The sequence below is a fragment of the Rathayibacter caricis DSM 15933 genome (genome assembly GCF_003044275.1).
Taxonomy (GTDB): Bacteria; Actinomycetota; Actinomycetes; order Actinomycetales; family Microbacteriaceae; genus Rathayibacter; species Rathayibacter caricis.
On record NZ_PZPL01000001.1, the window covers coordinates 1,197,168 to 1,213,105 of the forward strand.

Genomic DNA, 15,938 nt, shown 5'->3' on the forward strand with positions numbered 1-15,938 from the left:
GGTTCCATCTCGATGTCGCGAAGGGTGACGGCCCTCATGTCAGGACATCTTGCCGACATGTGTACAAGGCCGAGCTACTCGTGTAGCTTCTCCTCACAAGCTACACGAGTAGCTACTCGTATGTACTGACAAGGGAGTCACCATGACGACCTTCCCCGGCGCGCATCGGCACCGCGGATGACGGCCGCGCACGGCGTCGCCGCACGGCCCCGGCTCACCCCGAACCGCCGCCGCGCCCGTGGCCGCGAGCTCCTCGTCGCGATCGCGTTCATCCTTCCGGCGGCCATCGGCTTCGGCACCTTCTACGTCGCGCCGACCGTCCGGGGCATCTACCTCAGCTTCACCGACTACAACCTGATGAGCGCCCCGAGCTTCATCGGGTTCGACAACTACGTGCGGCTCGCCACCGATCCGCTCTTCTGGAACTCGGTCTGGGTGACGCTCGAGTACGTCTCGATCAACATCGTCGTGCAGACCGTGGTCGCCGTCGGGCTGGCCGTCCTGATGCACCGCGTGACCCAGTCGGTGGTGATCCGCGGAGCGATCCTGCTGCCGTTCCTCATCTCGAACGTCATCGCCGCGATGATCTGGTTCCTCCTGCTCGACTACCAGCTCGGGCTCGTCAACAGCCTGATCGAGACGGTCGGCCTCACCCGCATCCCGTTCTTCGCCGATCAGGACTGGGCGATCCCGACGATCGCGCTGGTCAACGTCTGGCGGCACATGGGCTACACGGCGCTGCTCGTGTTCGCCGGGCTCCAGATGATCCCGCCGTACGTCTACGAGGCCGCGCAGATCGACGGCTCCAGCGAGTGGCGCTCGTTCTGGCGGATCACGCTGCCGCTGCTGCGACCCGTTCTCGCCCTCGTGCTGGTCGTGACGGTGACCGGCTCGTTCCAGGTGTTCGACACCGTCGCCGTGACCACGCGCGGCGGACCCGTGAACGCCACCCGGGTCATGCAGTTCTACATCTACCAGGTCGGCTTCGGCGAGAACGACTTCGGCTACGCCAGCGCGATCTCGGTCGTCCTGCTCGTCATCCTCGCCGGCGTCGCGCTCCTGCAGCTCCGGCTGCTGCGCGCCGACCAGTCCGACCTCGCGTGAAGAAGGAAGACCGATGACCGCCACCCTGCCGCTGAGCGATCCGACGCTCGCCGCCGCCCCTCCCGCCCCGCGCCGGCCCGTCCGCCGCCGTCCCTCCGCCGGCCGGATCCTCGCCTGGGCCGCCCTGATCGCCGCGCTCTTCGTGACCCTCTTCCCCTTCTTCTGGATGATCCGCACGGCCTTCTCGACCGAGAACGCCCTCGCCAGCGACCCCACCTCGCTCCTGCCCGTCGAGTTCACCTGGGGCGCGTTCGCCCGGGTGCTCGGCTTCGCGACGCAGGAGCAGGCGATCGCCGAGGGCGGCTCCGGCGCCTCCGTGAACTTCTGGCTCTACCTGCGCAACTCGGTCGCCTACGCGACCCTCGTCACCGCCGGTCAGCTGCTGTTCTGCTCGCTCGCTGCCTACGCCTTCGCCCGCCTGCGCTGGCCGGGGCGCGACGCGGTGTTCTTCCTCTTCCTCACCGCGCTCATGGTGCCGCCGATCTTCACGGCGCTGCCGAACTTCGTCCTCATGCGCGACCTGGGGCTGCTCAACTCGTTCGCCGGGCTCGCCCTGCCGAGCCTGCTGATGACCCCGTTCGCCGTGTTCTTCCTCCGCCAGTTCTTCCTCGGGATCAGCAAGGAGATCGAGGAGGCGGCCGAGCTGGACGGCGCGGGCAAGCTGCGCATCTTCTTCCGCCTGATCGTGCCGATGAGCGTCGCTCCGCTGGCCACGCTCGGGATCCTCACCTACATCAACACCTGGAACGACTACTTCTGGCCGCTGCTCGCCGGCAACACGGAGGAGTCCCGCGTCCTCACCGTCGCCCTCGGCGTGTTCCGCTCGCAGACCCCCAACGGCAGCCCCGACTGGGCCGGCCTCATGGCCGCGACGCTCGTCGCCGCCGTGCCCGTGCTCGTGCTCTTCCTGGCCTTCGGCCGCCGCATCGTCGACTCGATCGGCTACTCCGGCGTCAAGTGACGCCCCGCAGACCCCTTCCCCCACCTCGTGCAATGAAGCAGATAGGACCCACCACCGTGTCACGCACTCTCCGCAGATCCGCCACCGTCCTCGCCGGCGCCACCGCGCTCGGCCTCTCCCTCACCGCCTGCGTCGGCGGAGGAGGGGGTGGCGCCGCCTCGAACGACGGCGCGTCGATCGACACCAGCGCCGCCACCGGCACCGTCGAGTACTGGCTCTGGGACAACAACCAGAAGGCCGCGTACCAGCAGTGCGCCGACGACTTCTCGGCCGCGAACCCCGACGTCACCGTGAACATCTCGCAGTACTCGTGGGACGACTACTGGACGAAGCTGACCAACGGGTTCGTCGCCGGCACCGCCCCCGACGTGTTCACGAACCACCTCTCGAAGTACGCCGACTTCATCGCCAACGACCAGCTCGTCGCCCTCGACGACGTGCTCGAGAAGGACGGCGTCGACGTCGACCAGTACCAGGACGGCCTCGCCGACCTCTGGGTCGGCCAGGACGGCGCGCGCTACGGCCTGCCCAAGGACTGGGACACCGTGGCCGTGTTCTACAACGAGGCCCTGATCACCGACGGCGGCTACACCCCCGAGCAGCTCGCCGAGCTGGAGTGGAACCCGGAGGACGGCGGCACCTACGGCGAGGCGATCGCCCACCTCACCGTCGACGTGAACGGCGTCCGCGGCGACGAGGACGGCTTCGACAAGGACCGCGTCGCGGTCTACGGACTGGGTCTGGACGGCGGCTCGGGCGGCGGCAACGGCCAGACGCAGTGGAGCATGTACGCCGGCAGCACCGGCTGGACCTACACCGACGAGAACCCGTGGGGCAGCGCCTACAACTACGACGACGAGAAGTTCCAGTCGACCATCGGCTGGATGGCCGACCTGATCGAGAAGGGCTACATGCCCTCGGTCGCCGCGGTGACCGGCAGTGACGCCGCGCAGACGTTCGGCGCCGGCAAGTACGCCATGACCACCAACGGCTCGTGGAACATCAACTCGTTCACCTCGCTCACGGGCGTCGATGTCGGCATCGCGCCGACCCCGATCGGCCCGGACGGCGAGCGCTCGACCATGTTCAACGGCCTCGCCGACTCGATCTGGGCGGGCTCCGAGAACAAGGACGCCTCGGCCAAGTGGGTCGAGTACCTCGCCTCGGCCGAGTGCCAGGACGTCATCGGAGCGGCCGGAGTCGTCTTCCCGGCGATCCCGAGCGGCACCGACGCGGCGAAGGCCGCCTTCGCCGACAAGGGGATCGACGTCACCGCCTTCACGCAGCAGGTCGACGACGGCACCACGTTCCTCTTCCCGATCACCGACAACGCGGCGAAGATCGCCGGCATCATGACGCCGGCCGTCGACGCCGTCCTCGAGGGGCAGGCCGACCCGTCCTCGCTCACCGACGCGGACGAGCAGGTCGACGCGCTGTTCGACTAGCGTCCGACAGGGGGACCCGGGCCGCGGGTCCCCCCACGAGTCCGAGGAGACCGCTGTGCTCGATCGTTCGCTGCCGCGCAAGGCGCCGACCCGCAACCAGGTCGCCGAGCACGCCCAGGTGAGCACGGCGGTCGTCAGCTACGTGCTCACCGGCGCCAAGCGCGTCTCGCCCGAGAAGGAGCGCCGCGTGCACGAGGCGATCAAGGAGCTGGGCTACGTGCCCAACACCGCGGCGCGCGCCCTGCGCACGGGCCGCACGCACGTCCTCGCCCTCCTCATCCCCGACAGCAGCAACCCCTACTTCGCCGAGTTCGCCCTGCAGATCGAGACCGCGGCCGCCGAGCGCGGCTACGCCCTCCTCATCGCCAACACCCACGACGACGCCGAGAACGAGGAGCGGCTCGTCACCGAGATGGGCTCGCGCGGGGTGGACGGGCTGATCATCGCGAGCGTCCTGCAGGGCCTGCGGCCCGGCTCCTCCTCGGACGCGCAGGTCCCGACCGTCGTGATCGACGCGTTCCACCCCATCGAGGGAGCCCCCTCCATCGGGGTGGACGCGATCGGGAGCGCGGCGGAGGCGGTGCGGCACCTCGTCGAGGTGCACGGCCGCCGGCGGGTCGCGCTCGTCCTCGGTGCGAGCTCCGACCCCGATCAGCGCACCGATCCCCGGCAGATCGGCTGGGAGCGGACGCTCCGCGACGCCGGGCTCGAGCCCGGCCCGATCGAGATCACCGGGTGGTCGCGGGAGGGCGGGCTGGAGGCGGCGGCGAGGCTGCTCTCGGGGCCCGGCCGTCCCGACGCGGTCTTCGCGGGCTCCGACCTCATCGGCATCGGCTTCCTCCGCGGCGCCGCCGACCACGGCCTCCGCATCCCCGAGGACCTGGCGGTCATCTCCTACGACGGCACGTCGGAGTCGGCCTTCAGCGTCCCCCGCCTCACCACCCTCCAGCAGCCCGTGCGCGCCATGGCCCGCGCGGCGATCGATGCCGTCCTCCACACCGGTCCGCCGCCGAAGAGCATCACGACCTTCCCCGGCGAGCTGATCCTCCGCGAGTCCTGCGGATGCGGCGCCCACCGCGCCCCCGTCACCTCCACGAAAGGCCCCCCGACATGACCTCTCCCCGCACGACCGGCGTCGTGATGCGCACCGCCGGCGTCTCGCTCGTCGTCGACCTCAGCGACGACCGGCTCCCCGCCGTCCTGCACTGGGGCGCCGACACCGGCCCGCTCGACCTCGAGGCCTTTGAGGCCTTCGCCGCGGCGGGTCGGACGCCCGTCGGCCCGAACGACGTCGACGAGCCCGTCCGCGTCGCGCTCCTCCCCGAGCACTGGACGGGCTGGACGGGACGCCCGGGGCTCAGCGGCTCGCGCTCCGGCGCCGACTGGTCGCCGCGCTTCACGGTCGCCTCGATCTCGGTGACCGAGGGAGGGAGTGCCTCCACGCTCCCGCAGGACGCTCCGCTGGTCGTCGCCACCGGCGCCGCATCGCTGCGGGTCCGGGCCGTCGACGCCGTCGCGGGGCTCGCCGTCGAGATCGAGCTCGAGCTCGACGCGTCGGGAGTCGTCCGCACCCGCGCCGAGGTCACCAACCTCGGCGACGACGTCTACCAGCTCGACGAGCTGCTGCTGTGCCTGCCCGTGCCCGCGACGGCGAGCGAGATCCTCGACTTCGCCGGGCGCTGGGGCAAGGAGCGCGCGCCGCAGCGGCGCCCCGTGGGCATCGGCGCGCACCGCCGCGAGGGCCGCCACGGCCGCACCGGTGCCGACGCCGCGACCCTCCTCTCGGTCGGAGCGCCCGGCTTCGGCTTCGCCGACGGCGAGGTCTGGGGGCTGCACACCGGCTGGTCGGGCAACCACGTGCACCAGGTCGAGCGCGTCTCGACGGGCGTGCAGCTGCTCGGCGGAGGGGAGCTGCTGCTCCCCGGCGAGGTCCGCCTGGCCGCGGGCGAGAGCTACCGGAGCCCCTGGGTGCACGGCTCGTACGCCGTCGGACTCGACGCCGTCGCGCGCCGGTTCCACCGGATGCTCCGCGCCCGGCCGGGTCACCCCTCCTCCGCCCGCCCCGTGACGCTCAACGTCTGGGAGGCGGTCTACTTCGACCACGACCTCGACGTGCTGACCGAGCTCGCCGAGCGCGCCGCCGCGCTGGGCATCGAGCGGTACGTGCTCGACGACGGCTGGTTCGGCAGCCGTCGCGACGACCGCTCGGGCCTGGGCGATTGGACCGTCTCGGGCGACGTCTGGCCCGACGGGCTGCACCCGCTCGTCGACCGCGTCCGGGCGCTCGGGATGCAGTTCGGCCTCTGGTTCGAGCCCGAGATGGTGAACCCCGACTCCGATCTCGCCCGCGCGCACCCGGACTGGATCCTGTCCACCGGAGGCCGCCTGCCCGTCGAGTCCCGGACGCAGCAGGTGCTCGACCTGGCGAACCCCGACTGCTTCGCGCACCTCCGGGACGCGATCACGGCGATCCTCGACGAGTACGACATCGCGTACATCAAGTGGGACCACAACCGCGACCTCGTCGACGCGGGGCGCCCGCCCGGCGGGGAGGCGGGAGTGCACGAGCAGACCCTCGCCTTCTACCGCCTGGTCGACGAGATCCGCGAGCGCTTCCCCGACCTCGAGATCGAGTCGTGCTCCTCCGGCGGCGCGCGCGTGGACCTCGGCGTGCTCGAGCGGACCGACCGCGTCTGGGTCTCGGACAACATCGACCCGCTGGACCGTCAGCAGATGAACCGCTGGACGACGCAGCTGATCCCGCCGGAGCTGATGGGCTCGCACATCGCCTCGGCCCTCTCGCACACCACCGGGCGCCGGCACGACCTGTCCTTCCGCGCCGTCTCGGCCCTCTTCGGGCACCTGGGCGTCGAGTGGGATCTGCGCACGGCCACCGAGGAGGAGCTCGACGAGCTCGGCGCGTGGATCGCGTTCCACAAGGAGCAGCGCGCGCTCCTGCACGGCGGCGACCTCGTCCGCCTCGACCACCCCGACGCGACGCTCGCCGTGCACGGCGTCGTGGCGGCGGACCGCTCGGCGGCGGTCTACTCGCTCGTCTCGCTCGCCCGCTCCGAGGTGGTGTCGCCCGGCCGCGTCCGGCTGCCGGGTCTCGATCCCGACGCGTCCTACCGCGTCGAGCCGGTGGTCATCGGCGGCGTGGGGCGCGGCACGACTCCCGCCGAGTGGTGGGGGCTCCGAGCGGAGCCGTCGGCGGACGCTCACGCTGCGCCGTCATGGGTGCCGCGGGGCGAGCGGATCGGCACGGTCGTCTCGGGAGCGGCGCTCGCCTCCGCGGGGCTGATGGCGCCGCTGCTGCACCCCGAGCACGGGGTGGTCTACACGGCGACGCGGGTCTGATCGCGCGGCCGCCGCGACCGGCTCATTCCGATCGCGGCGGCTGCGGGTGACAGCGCGAGGGTTCTCCTGTATGTTCATATGTAAGTACATGGCGGGCCGCAGAAGCACCGCGCCCACCCCCTCGACAAGGAAGTTGTACAGCGACGTATGACCGAGCACACTCCCTTCGACCTGATCACCATCGGGCGCTCCGGCGTCGACATCTACCCGCTCCAGGACGGAGTGGGCCTCGAGGACGTCGAGACCTTCGGCAAGTACCTCGGCGGCAGCGCGGCGAACGTCACCGTGGCCGCCGCGAAGCACGGCCTGAAGTCCGCCATCATCACCCGCACCGGCGACGACCCCTTCGGCCGCTTCGTCTCGCGCGAGCTCGAGCGCCTGGGCGCCTCCGCCGAGTTCGTCCGCACCGTGTCGGGGCTGAACACCCCCGTCACCTTCTGCGAGATCTTCCCGCCGGACGACTTCCCGCTCTACTTCTACCGGGCGCCCAAGGCCCCCGACCTGGTCATCACCGTCAACGAGCTCGACCTCGACTCGATCGCCCGGGCCCGCATCTACTGGTCCACGGTCACCGGCCTCTCGGAGGATCCCAGCCGCACCGCGCACCACACGGCCTGGGAGGCGCGCGGCCGCCGCCCGCTCACGATCCTCGACCTCGACTACCGGCCGATGTTCTGGAAGTCGCCCGAGATCGCCCGCCGCGAGGTGTCCCGCGCGCTCGAGCACGTGAGCGTCGCCGTCGGCAACCGCGAGGAGTGCGAGATCGCGGTCGGCGAGACCGACCCGCACCGCGCCGCCGATGCACTGCTCGACCGCGGCCTCGACCTCGCGATCGTCAAGCAGGGCCCGCGCGGCGTGCTCGCCAAGACGCGCGACGAGACCGTCGAGGTCGCTCCCTACGCGGTCGAGGTGGTCAACGGCCTCGGCGCCGGCGACGGCTTCGGCGGCGCCCTGTGCCACGGCCTCCTGCAGGACTGGTCGCTCGAGGAGGTGCTCCGCTTCGCCAACGTCGCCGGAGCGATCGTCGCCTCGCGGCGGGAGTGCTCGACCGCCATGCCCTCGACCGACGAGGTCGCCGAGATCGTGAGGAGCATCGCCGATGTCGCTGCCTGAGACCCTCGCCGCCCTCGATTTCGAGACGCTGCGCGAGATCCGCACCACCGCCCCCGAGACCGTGCTGCCCCGCGTGCGCGACCGCGTCCGCCGGCCGCTGCTCGCCGAGGACGGCCGCCTCTTCATCGTCGCCGCCGACCACCCGGCGCGCGGCGCCCTCGGCGTCCGCGACGACCCGACCGCCATGGCCGACCGCTACGGGCTGCTCGCCCGCCTCGTCACCGCCCTCGAGCGCCCGGGTGTGGACGGCGTGCTCGGCACGCCCGACATCATCGAGGACCTCGCCCTGCTGGGCGCCCTCGAGGGCAAGGTCGTCGTCGGATCGATGAACCGCGGCGGCCTCAAGGGCGCGCGCTTCGAGATGGACGACCGCTTCACCGGGTACGACGTGCCCGGCATCGTGGCGGCAGGGATCGACTTCGCGAAGCTGCTCCTCCGCGTGAACCTCGGCGACTTCGCGACCGCGGCCACCATCGAGGCGTCGGCCCGCGCGGTCGACGCGGCGGCGGCGGCCCGCGTGCCGATCATGCTCGAGCCGTTCCTCAGCCGCTGGGCGAACGGCGCGGTGCAGAACGACCTCTCGGCGGAGGCGGTCATCACCTCGATCGCGATCACCGCCGGGCTCGGCAACACGTCCGCCTACTCCTGGCTCAAGCTGCCCGTCGTGCCCGAGATGGAGCGGGTGATGGCGTCGACGACGCTGCCCACCCTCCTGCTCGGCGGCGATCCCTCCGGCAGCCCCGACGAGACCTACGCCTCGTGGGAGGCGGCGCTCGCGCTGCCCGGAGTCCGCGGGCTCGTCGTGGGCCGCACCCTGCTCTACCCGCCCGACGGCGACGTCGCGGGCGCGGTCGACACCGCCGCCGCGCTCGTGCACGGCTGACACCTCCCCTTTCGAGAAGAGAAGAAGGAACATGTCCGAAACCCTGGGAACCGAACCGATCCACGCGCTCGCCGTGGTGCCGCACTGGATCGACGGCCGCGAGTCGCCGTCGACCTCCGGCCGCACCGCTCCGGTCTTCGACCCGGCGCTCGGAGTCGCGACGAAGGAGGTCGCGCTGGCCGACGACGCCGAGATCGAGGCCGCCATCGCCTCCGCGAAGGCCGCGTTCCCCGCGTGGCGCGACCTGTCGCTCGCCAAGCGCCAGCAGATCCTGTTCCGCTTCCGCGAGCTGCTCGAGGCGAAGAAGGGCGAGCTGGCCGAGATCATCACGTCCGAGCACGGCAAGGTCGTCTCGGACGCTCTCGGCGAGATCACGCGCGGCCAGGAGGTCGTGGAGTTCGCGACCGGGCTCGCGCACCACCTCAAGGGCGAGTACTCCGAGCAGGTCTCGACCGGCGTCGACGTGTACTCGACCAAGCAGCCGCTCGGAGTCGTCGGCATCATCTCGCCGTTCAACTTCCCCGCCATGGTGCCGATGTGGTTCTTCCCCATCGCGATCGCCGCGGGCAACACCGTGATACTCAAGCCGTCCGAGAAGGACCCGACCGCCGCGATCTGGCTCGCGAAGCTGTGGAAGGAGGCCGGTCTCCCCGACGGCGTCTTCACAGTGCTGAACGGCGACAAGCAGGCGGTGGACGGGCTGCTCACGCACCCGGACGTCCGCTCGATCTCCTTCGTGGGATCCACTCCGATCGCCCAGTACGTCTACGAGACCGGCACCAAGCACGGCAAGCGCGTGCAGGCGCTCGGCGGGGCGAAGAACCACATGCTGGTGCTGCCCGACGCCGACCTCGATCTCGTGGCCGACTCCGCCATCAACGCCGGCTTCGGTTCCGCGGGCGAGCGCTGCATGGCGATCTCGGTCGTCGTCGCGGTCGAGCCGGTGGCGGACGAGCTGATCTCGAAGATCCAGGACCGGGCGTCGCAGTTGCGCATCGGCGACGGGCGTCGCGGCTGCGACATGGGTCCGCTGGTCACCGAGGTGCACCGCGACAAGGTCGCCTCGTACATCGCGATCGCCGAGGAGGACGGCGCCGAGGTCGTCATCGACGGTCGCGGCATCGAGGTCGACGGCGACCCGAACGGGTTCTGGCTGGGCCCGACGCTGCTCGACAAGGTCCCGACCACGTCTCGCGCCTACACCGAGGAGATCTTCGGACCGGTGCTCTCGATCGTCCGCGTGGGCACCTACGAGGAGGGCGTCGAGCTGATCAACGGCGGCGCGTTCGGCAACGGCACGGCGATCTTCACGAACGACGGAGGAGCGGCCCGCCGCTTCCAGAGCGAGGTCCAGGTGGGCATGATCGGCATCAACGTGCCGATCCCGGTGCCGGTGGCGACGTTCTCGTTCGGCGGCTGGAAGTCGTCGCTGTTCGGCGACACGAAGGCCCACGGCGCGGAGGGCGTGCGCTTCTTCACGCAGCAGAAGGCGATCACCTCGCGCTGGCTCGACCCGTCGCACGGCGGCATCAACCTCGGCTTCCCGCAGCATTCGTAAGCCTCTCTCCTCGCTGCGCTCGTCGATCGGCCGCAGTCGGCAGGGCAGGAGGCAGGGTTCCGCAGAGCGTCCTGCGTCCGCGCACGACGATCCGCTGACACGCGGATCGCCGGTTGCGCTCGCTCACCTTCGCTGGTCGAGTAGCCGCGCAGCGGCGTATCGAGACCGCCGTCATCAGGAGGGTGGATCTCGATACGCCCGCTCCACGGGCTACTCGATCAGCAAGGGGACGCCCGCCGCATCGGTCTCCTCTGCTGGTCGAGTAGCCGGCGAAGGCGGCGTATCGAGACCCACCACCTCCCGACTCCCACCCCCACCTCCTCCACGGAAGGCCCCCGCACATGACCACGCAGAACGACTGGGTGTTCCCCCGCGGCGCCCTCGCGCGCGACGGGTGGGAGTCCGTCGTCGACGACTCCCGCGCGGGCTGGCAGCACACGGGCCTGCGCGTCGCCGACCTCGCCGCGGGGACCGTGCTCGAGCTCCCCGCCGACGGCGTGGAGCGCCTCGTGGTCCCGCTGTCCGGATCGTTCACGGTCCGGCACCAGAGCTCGGGTCCGTCGGAGACCACCCTGCTGGAGGGTCGGGTCTCGGTCTTCGACGGTCCGAGCGACGTCCTCTACCTCTCGAGCCTCGCCTCCGCGACGCTCGAGGGGGAGGGGCGCGTCGCCGTCGCCGAGGCGCCCACCGCCGAGGTGCACCCCAGCCGCCACATCACCCGCGACGAGGTGCCGATCGAGCTGCGCGGCGCCGGCCGCTCGAGCCGGCAGGTGCACAACTTCGGCACGCCGCAGGCCCTCGAGGCCGGGCGCTTCATCGTCTGCGAGGTGATCACTCCGGCCGAGAACTGGTCGAGCTACCCGCCGCACAAGCACGACGAGTCGATCCCGGGCCAGGAGTCGCGCCTCGAGGAGATCTACTACTTCGAGACCGCCGTCGCGAAGGGCCTCGACGCCCCCGCGCAGGCCGACCCGTTCGGCTTCCTCCGCACCTACTCCTCGCCGGCCGGCGAGATCGACGTGCTCGCCGAGGTCCGCACCGGCGACGTCGCCCTGCTGCCGTACGGCTGGCACGGCCCGTGCGTCGCGGCGCCGGGCTACGACCTCTACTACCTCAACGTGATGGCGGGGCCGGATCCCGAGCGCGTCTGGAACATCTCGGACGACCCGGCCCACGGCTGGATCCGCGCGACGTGGGAGGGTCAGGACATCGATCCGCGCCTCCCCTACGACCGCTGACCCCCGGCACCGACACGACACCCCTCGACGAAGAAGGACGGCACGACATGAGCACCACCAGGCGGATGACGGTCGGCCAGGCGCTGATCGAGTTCCTGGCGAACCAGTGGACGGTCGACGGCGACCACCGCGAGCGCACCATCGCCGGCACGTTCGGCATCTTCGGGCACGGCAACGTCGCCGGCATCGGGCAGGCGCTGCAGCAGCTCGAGGCCGAGCAGCCGGGACTGATGCCGTACCACCAGGCGCGCAACGAGCAGGCGATGGTGCACCAGGCGGTCGGCTACGCGCGCATGCGCCGGCGTCGCGCGACGTTCGCGAGCACCGCCTCCGTCGGTCCGGGCGCGGCGAACATGCTCACCGGAGCCGCGCTCGCCACCACGAACCGCCTGCCCGCGCTGCTGCTGCCGAGCGACACCTTCGCGACCCGCGTCGCGGATCCGGTGCTGCAGCAGATCGAGCTGCCGCACGACACGAGCGTGCAGGTCACCGACGCGTTCCGCCCGCTGTCGCGCTTCTTCGACCGTGTCGACCGCCCCGAGAAGCTCTTCTCGATCGCCCTCGCGGCGATGCGCGTGCTGACCGACCCCGCCGAGACCGGCGCCGTGACCATCGCCCTCCCCGAGGACGTCCAGGCCGAGGCGCTCGAGGTGCCCGAGGAGTTCCTGGCGCCCCGTGAGTGGCACGTCCGCCGCCCGGTCCCCGAGCGCGGACCGCTGGCGCGCGCCGTCGAGGCGATCCGCTCGGCGAAGAAGCCGATCATCGTGGCGGGCGGCGGAGTGGTCTACTCCGGCGCCGAGGACGCCCTCCGCGCGCTCGTCGAGGCCACCGGCATCCCGGTCGGCACCTCGCAGGCCGGCGGCGGCTCCCTGCTCTGGGACCACCCGCAGTACCTCGGCGGCATCGGAGCGACCGGCACCACCGCCGCGAACCGGCTCGCGGCCGAGGCCGACGTGGTCATCGGAGTCGGCACCCGCTACTCCGATTTCACGACGGCGAGCCGCACCGCGTTCCAGAACCCCGACGTGACCTTCGTCAACATCAACGTCGCCTCCTTCGACGCCTACAAGCACGGCTCGCAGCTGCCCGTCATCGCCGACGCCCGCGAGGCTCTGGAGGCGCTGCTCGCCGCGCTCGAGGGCTGGAGTGTTCCGGAGGAGTGGTCGCGGAGGGCCGCCGAGGAGAAGTCGGCGTGGGACGCCGTGGTCGACCGCGCGTTCGAGCCCTCCGGCGGCGAGCTGCCCGGTCAGGCCGAGATCATCCACGCCGTGCAGTCGGCCTCCGACCCGCGCGACGTCGTGGTGCAGGCGGCGGGCTCGCTCCCGGGCGACCTGCACAAGCTGTGGCGGGTGCGCGACAGCCTCGGGTACCACGTCGAGTACGCCTTCTCGTGCATGGGCTACGAGATCGCGGGCGGACTGGGCGTGCGCCGCGCGGCTCCCGACCGCGACGCGATCGTGATGGTCGGCGACGGCTCCTACCTGATGCTGCACACCGAGCTCGTGACGGCGGTGGCCGAGGGGCTGAAGATCATCGTGGTCCTGCTGCAGAACCACGGCTACGCGTCGATCGGGCACCTGTCCGAGACCCTCGGAGGCGAGCGCTACGGCACGCGCTACCGCGACGGGAGCGGCGCGGTGCTGCCCGTCGACCTGGCCGCGAACGCGCGCAGCTACGGTGTCGAGACGATCGAGATCGCCCGCGGACCCGAGGCGGTGGCCGACCTGGGCCGCGCGATCACGGCCGCGAAGGCGTCCGCGACGACCACGCTCATCCACATCGAGAGCGACCCTCTGCAGTACGCGCCGAGCGGCGAGGGCTGGTGGGACGTTCCCGTCGCCGAGACCTCGACCCTGCCCGGCACCCAGCGCGCCCGCGAGGAGTACGTCGAGCACTCCGCCGCCCGCCGCCCCCTCCTCGGCTGACCGCGCCCCGAAGGGGTTCGGACCGCCCCCGCCTGCTGGTCGAGTAGCGCCGCAGGCGCGTATCGAGAACCGCGATGTCCTGGAGCTGGTGGATCTCGATACGCCCGCTGCGCGGGCTACTCGATCAGCGGGCAGGGGGTCGCGCCTCTGTTGCTGGTCGAGTAGCCCCGCAGGGGCGTATCGAGACCCGACGGTCCCAGCGGCTCGGTCTCTCGGTCGGGTCTTCTGGAGTGGGTGGATCTCGATACGCCCGCTGCGCGGGCTACTCGATCAGCGGGCAGGGAGCCGCTGCCCTGAGGAGACGCCTCCTCTGAACCGCCTCCGGACGGATCGGCGGCAGACCCCAGGTCAGCGCTCGACGAGCGTGATCTCGAACGAGTACAGGTCCGGGCGGTAGCAGTGCTGGCCGTACTCGACCGCGCGGCCCGAGCTGTCGAACGCCGTGCGCCCCATGGTCAGCACGGCCGCGCCCTTGGGCAGGTCGAGCAGGCGGCTCTCGGAGGCGGTGGCCGAGCGCGCGCCGATCCGCTGCTTCGCGACGCGCATCGTGACTCCGCGGCCGCGCAGCAGCTGGTACAGCCCGTGGCGAGCGAGCGACTCCTCATCGAGGTCGACGAACGCCTCGGGCAGCACGTTGTCGAGGATCGCGAGCGGTACCCCATCGGCGGAGCGCACGCGCTTGAGGTGCAGGGTCGGGCTGCCGACCGCGACGCCGAGCGCCTCGGCGGTCTTCTCGTCGGCGCCCTCGACGGAGGAGGAGAGGAGCGTCGTCTCGGGCTTCTGCCCCGTGCGCTCGAGGTCCTCGTAGAGGCTGGTCAGCTCGACGTTGCGGGTGACCCGGCCGTGGACGACCTGGGTGCCGATGCCACGGCGGCGCACGAGCAGGCCCTTGTCGACCAGCTCCTGGATCGCGCGGCGGATGGTCGGGCGCGAGAGGCCGAGGCGGGCGCTGAGCGCGACCTCGTTCTCGAGGCGGGCGCCGGCCGGCAGCGTCTCGTCGAGGATCGCCTTCTCGAGCAGGTTCGACACCTGGTAGTAGAGCGGCACCGGACCGGAGCGGTCGAGCCCGAGGAAGAAGTCGGGGGGCAGCATCTGCTCGTCCTGAGGCATGGTCTCCGCTCTCGCTCGTCGGCCCTTCATCCTGACATATCGGCCGTTTGTCCGGTCGCAACTGCATGAGAAAGATAGTATGTTAGGACATAAGGACGAAGACGCCCCGCTCTGGTCCTCCTGCCACCGTCGAGAGAGAGCCTCCATGAGCACCGTCCTGACCACCAGCGACACCAGCACGCCCCTCGCGCGGGCGGCGGCGGCGAGTCCGACGAGTCTCTGGAACGACTCGGCGGACCTCTCGGAACTCTCCCGGTCGATCGGGTTCGGCGCCGTCGGAGCGACCTGCAACCCGGTGATCGCCTACACGACCATCCGGAAGAACCTCGACGTCTGGGGCCCGCGCCTGGCCGAGCTGGCCGCCGAGCACCCCACCCTGGGCGAGAGCGCCCTGGGCTGGCTCGCGATCGAGGAGATGTCGGTCCAGGCCGCCGAGCTGCTCCTCCCCGCCTTCCGCGAGAGCGGCGGCCGCAACGGCCGGCTCTCGGTGCAGACCGACCCGCGCCTGCACCGCGACGCCGACGCCCTCGTCGAGCAGGCCGTGCACTTCTCGCACCTCGCCGAGAACATCATCGTGAAGATCCCCGCGACGAAGGTCGGCATCGAGGCCATCGAGAAGGCGACCCGCCGCGGAGTGAGCATCAACGCCACCGTCTCGTTCACCGTCGCGCAGGCGGTCGCCGTCGCCGAGGCGATCGAGCGGGGTCTCGACGCCCGCGCCGCCGACGGCGAGCCCGAGCGCGAGTTCGGCAGCGTCGTCACGATCATGGGCGGGCGCCTGGACGACTGGCTGAAGGCCTCGGCCGCCGCCGACCGCCTGCTGCTCGACCCCGGCTACCTGGAGTGGGGCGGCGTCGCCGCGCTGAAGGAGGCGTACCGGATCTTCCAGGAGCGCGGCTACCGCTCCCGCATCCTGTCGGCCGCGTTCCGCAACCACCTGCAGTGGTCGGAGCTCGTCGGCGGCGACCTCGTGGTCTCGCCGCCCTTCGAGTGGCAGCTGCTCATCAACGAGAACGGCATCGAGGCCGAACCCGACCGCATCGACGTCCCGGTCCCGCCGCAGATCCTCGAGACGCTGCTCGAGCGCCTCCCCGAGTTCCGCCGCGCCTACCTCGAGGACGGCATGACCATCGACGAGTTCGACTCCTTCGGAGCGACCCGTCGCACCCTCCGCCAGTTCCTGGACGCCGATGCGCAGCTCGACGCGCTCGTGCGGGACATCCTGCTCCCGGTGATCTGAGCCG

At 71.3% G+C, this 15,938-nt stretch carries 12 protein-coding genes; 11 read left to right on the top strand and 1 reads right to left on the bottom strand.

The genetic code is table 11. From position 1 onward, the window contains the following. Positions 1-177: 177 nt before the first annotated feature. The 10 genes from C1I63_RS05575 (at position 178) to iolD (ending at position 13,584) form a co-directional block, all read left to right on the top strand. Positions 178-1,104, top strand: a complete 927-nt coding sequence (locus C1I63_RS05575) for a carbohydrate ABC transporter permease (RefSeq protein WP_107574086.1) — start codon at positions 178-180, stop codon at positions 1,102-1,104. Positions 1,105-1,117: 13 nt separating this feature from the next. After that, positions 1,118-2,065: a carbohydrate ABC transporter permease gene (locus tag C1I63_RS05580; protein WP_056868991.1), complete on the top strand. Its 948-nt coding sequence runs from the start codon at positions 1,118-1,120 to the stop codon at positions 2,063-2,065. A 56-nt stretch (positions 2,066-2,121) separates the two neighbouring features. Then, complete coding sequence (locus C1I63_RS05585; protein WP_244906988.1) at positions 2,122-3,510, top strand: ABC transporter substrate-binding protein; 1,389 nt, start codon at positions 2,122-2,124, stop codon at positions 3,508-3,510. A gap of 55 nt (positions 3,511-3,565) precedes the next feature. Next, positions 3,566-4,624 carry a LacI family DNA-binding transcriptional regulator gene (locus C1I63_RS05590; protein ID WP_107574088.1) on the top strand — a complete coding sequence of 353 codons (1,059 nt, stop codon included), beginning with the start codon at positions 3,566-3,568 and terminating at the stop codon, positions 4,622-4,624. Continuing rightward, on the top strand, positions 4,621-6,867 hold the full coding sequence (locus tag C1I63_RS05595) for an alpha-galactosidase (protein WP_107574089.1): 2,247 nt from the start codon (positions 4,621-4,623) through the stop codon (positions 6,865-6,867). The genes C1I63_RS05590 and C1I63_RS05595 overlap by 4 nt, the downstream gene beginning before the upstream one ends. Before the next feature lie 147 nt (positions 6,868-7,014). Further along, on the top strand, positions 7,015-7,980 hold the full coding sequence (iolC, locus tag C1I63_RS05600; protein ID WP_107574090.1) for a 5-dehydro-2-deoxygluconokinase: 966 nt from the start codon (positions 7,015-7,017) through the stop codon (positions 7,978-7,980). Further along, the gene (locus C1I63_RS05605; protein WP_056868996.1) at positions 7,967-8,863 is read left to right on the top strand and encodes a Cgl0159 family (beta/alpha)8-fold protein; all 897 of its coding nucleotides are present in this window, start codon (positions 7,967-7,969) and stop codon (positions 8,861-8,863) included. Before iolC ends, C1I63_RS05605 begins: the two co-directional genes overlap by 14 nt. A gap of 31 nt (positions 8,864-8,894) precedes the next feature. Next, positions 8,895-10,421, top strand: coding sequence for a CoA-acylating methylmalonate-semialdehyde dehydrogenase (locus C1I63_RS05610; RefSeq protein WP_107574091.1), 1,527 nt, complete (start codon positions 8,895-8,897; stop codon positions 10,419-10,421). A 341-nt stretch (positions 10,422-10,762) separates the two neighbouring features. Further along, the gene (gene iolB, locus C1I63_RS05615; protein WP_107574092.1) at positions 10,763-11,659 is read left to right on the top strand and encodes a 5-deoxy-glucuronate isomerase; all 897 of its coding nucleotides are present in this window, start codon (positions 10,763-10,765) and stop codon (positions 11,657-11,659) included. A 47-nt stretch (positions 11,660-11,706) separates the two neighbouring features. Further along, on the top strand, positions 11,707-13,584 hold the full coding sequence (iolD, locus tag C1I63_RS05620; RefSeq protein WP_107574093.1) for a 3D-(3,5/4)-trihydroxycyclohexane-1,2-dione acylhydrolase (decyclizing): 1,878 nt from the start codon (positions 11,707-11,709) through the stop codon (positions 13,582-13,584). A 348-nt stretch (positions 13,585-13,932) separates the two neighbouring features. Here the strand turns inward: iolD and C1I63_RS05625 are convergent, their stop codons facing one another. Further along, complete coding sequence (locus C1I63_RS05625; protein WP_107574094.1) at positions 13,933-14,694, bottom strand: GntR family transcriptional regulator; 762 nt, start codon at positions 14,692-14,694, stop codon at positions 13,933-13,935. A gap of 145 nt (positions 14,695-14,839) precedes the next feature. On the opposite strand from C1I63_RS05625, the gene C1I63_RS05630 reads away from it, so the two are divergent. Then, on the top strand, positions 14,840-15,934 hold the full coding sequence (locus C1I63_RS05630; RefSeq protein WP_107574095.1) for a transaldolase family protein: 1,095 nt from the start codon (positions 14,840-14,842) through the stop codon (positions 15,932-15,934). Positions 15,935-15,938: the final 4 nt, after the last annotated feature.

Bases quoted from the DNA above. Each gene is read 5' to 3' on its own strand.
- C1I63_RS05575 (WP_107574086.1), top strand. From the start codon at position 178: ATGACGGCCGCGCACGGCGTCGCCGCACGGCCCCGGCTCACCCCGAAC.
- C1I63_RS05580 (WP_056868991.1), top strand. From the start codon at position 1,118: ATGACCGCCACCCTGCCGCTGAGCGATCCGACGCTCGCCGCCGCCCCT.
- C1I63_RS05595 (WP_107574089.1), top strand. From the start codon at position 4,621: ATGACCTCTCCCCGCACGACCGGCGTCGTGATGCGCACCGCCGGCGTC.
- iolC (WP_107574090.1), top strand. From the start codon at position 7,015: ATGACCGAGCACACTCCCTTCGACCTGATCACCATCGGGCGCTCCGGC.
- C1I63_RS05605 (WP_056868996.1), top strand. From the start codon at position 7,967: ATGTCGCTGCCTGAGACCCTCGCCGCCCTCGATTTCGAGACGCTGCGC.
- C1I63_RS05610 (WP_107574091.1), top strand. From the start codon at position 8,895: ATGTCCGAAACCCTGGGAACCGAACCGATCCACGCGCTCGCCGTGGTG.
- iolB (WP_107574092.1), top strand. From the start codon at position 10,763: ATGACCACGCAGAACGACTGGGTGTTCCCCCGCGGCGCCCTCGCGCGC.
- iolD (WP_107574093.1), top strand. From the start codon at position 11,707: ATGAGCACCACCAGGCGGATGACGGTCGGCCAGGCGCTGATCGAGTTC.
- C1I63_RS05625 (WP_107574094.1), bottom strand. From the start codon at position 14,694: ATGCCTCAGGACGAGCAGATGCTGCCCCCCGACTTCTTCCTCGGGCTC.
- C1I63_RS05630 (WP_107574095.1), top strand. From the start codon at position 14,840: ATGAGCACCGTCCTGACCACCAGCGACACCAGCACGCCCCTCGCGCGG.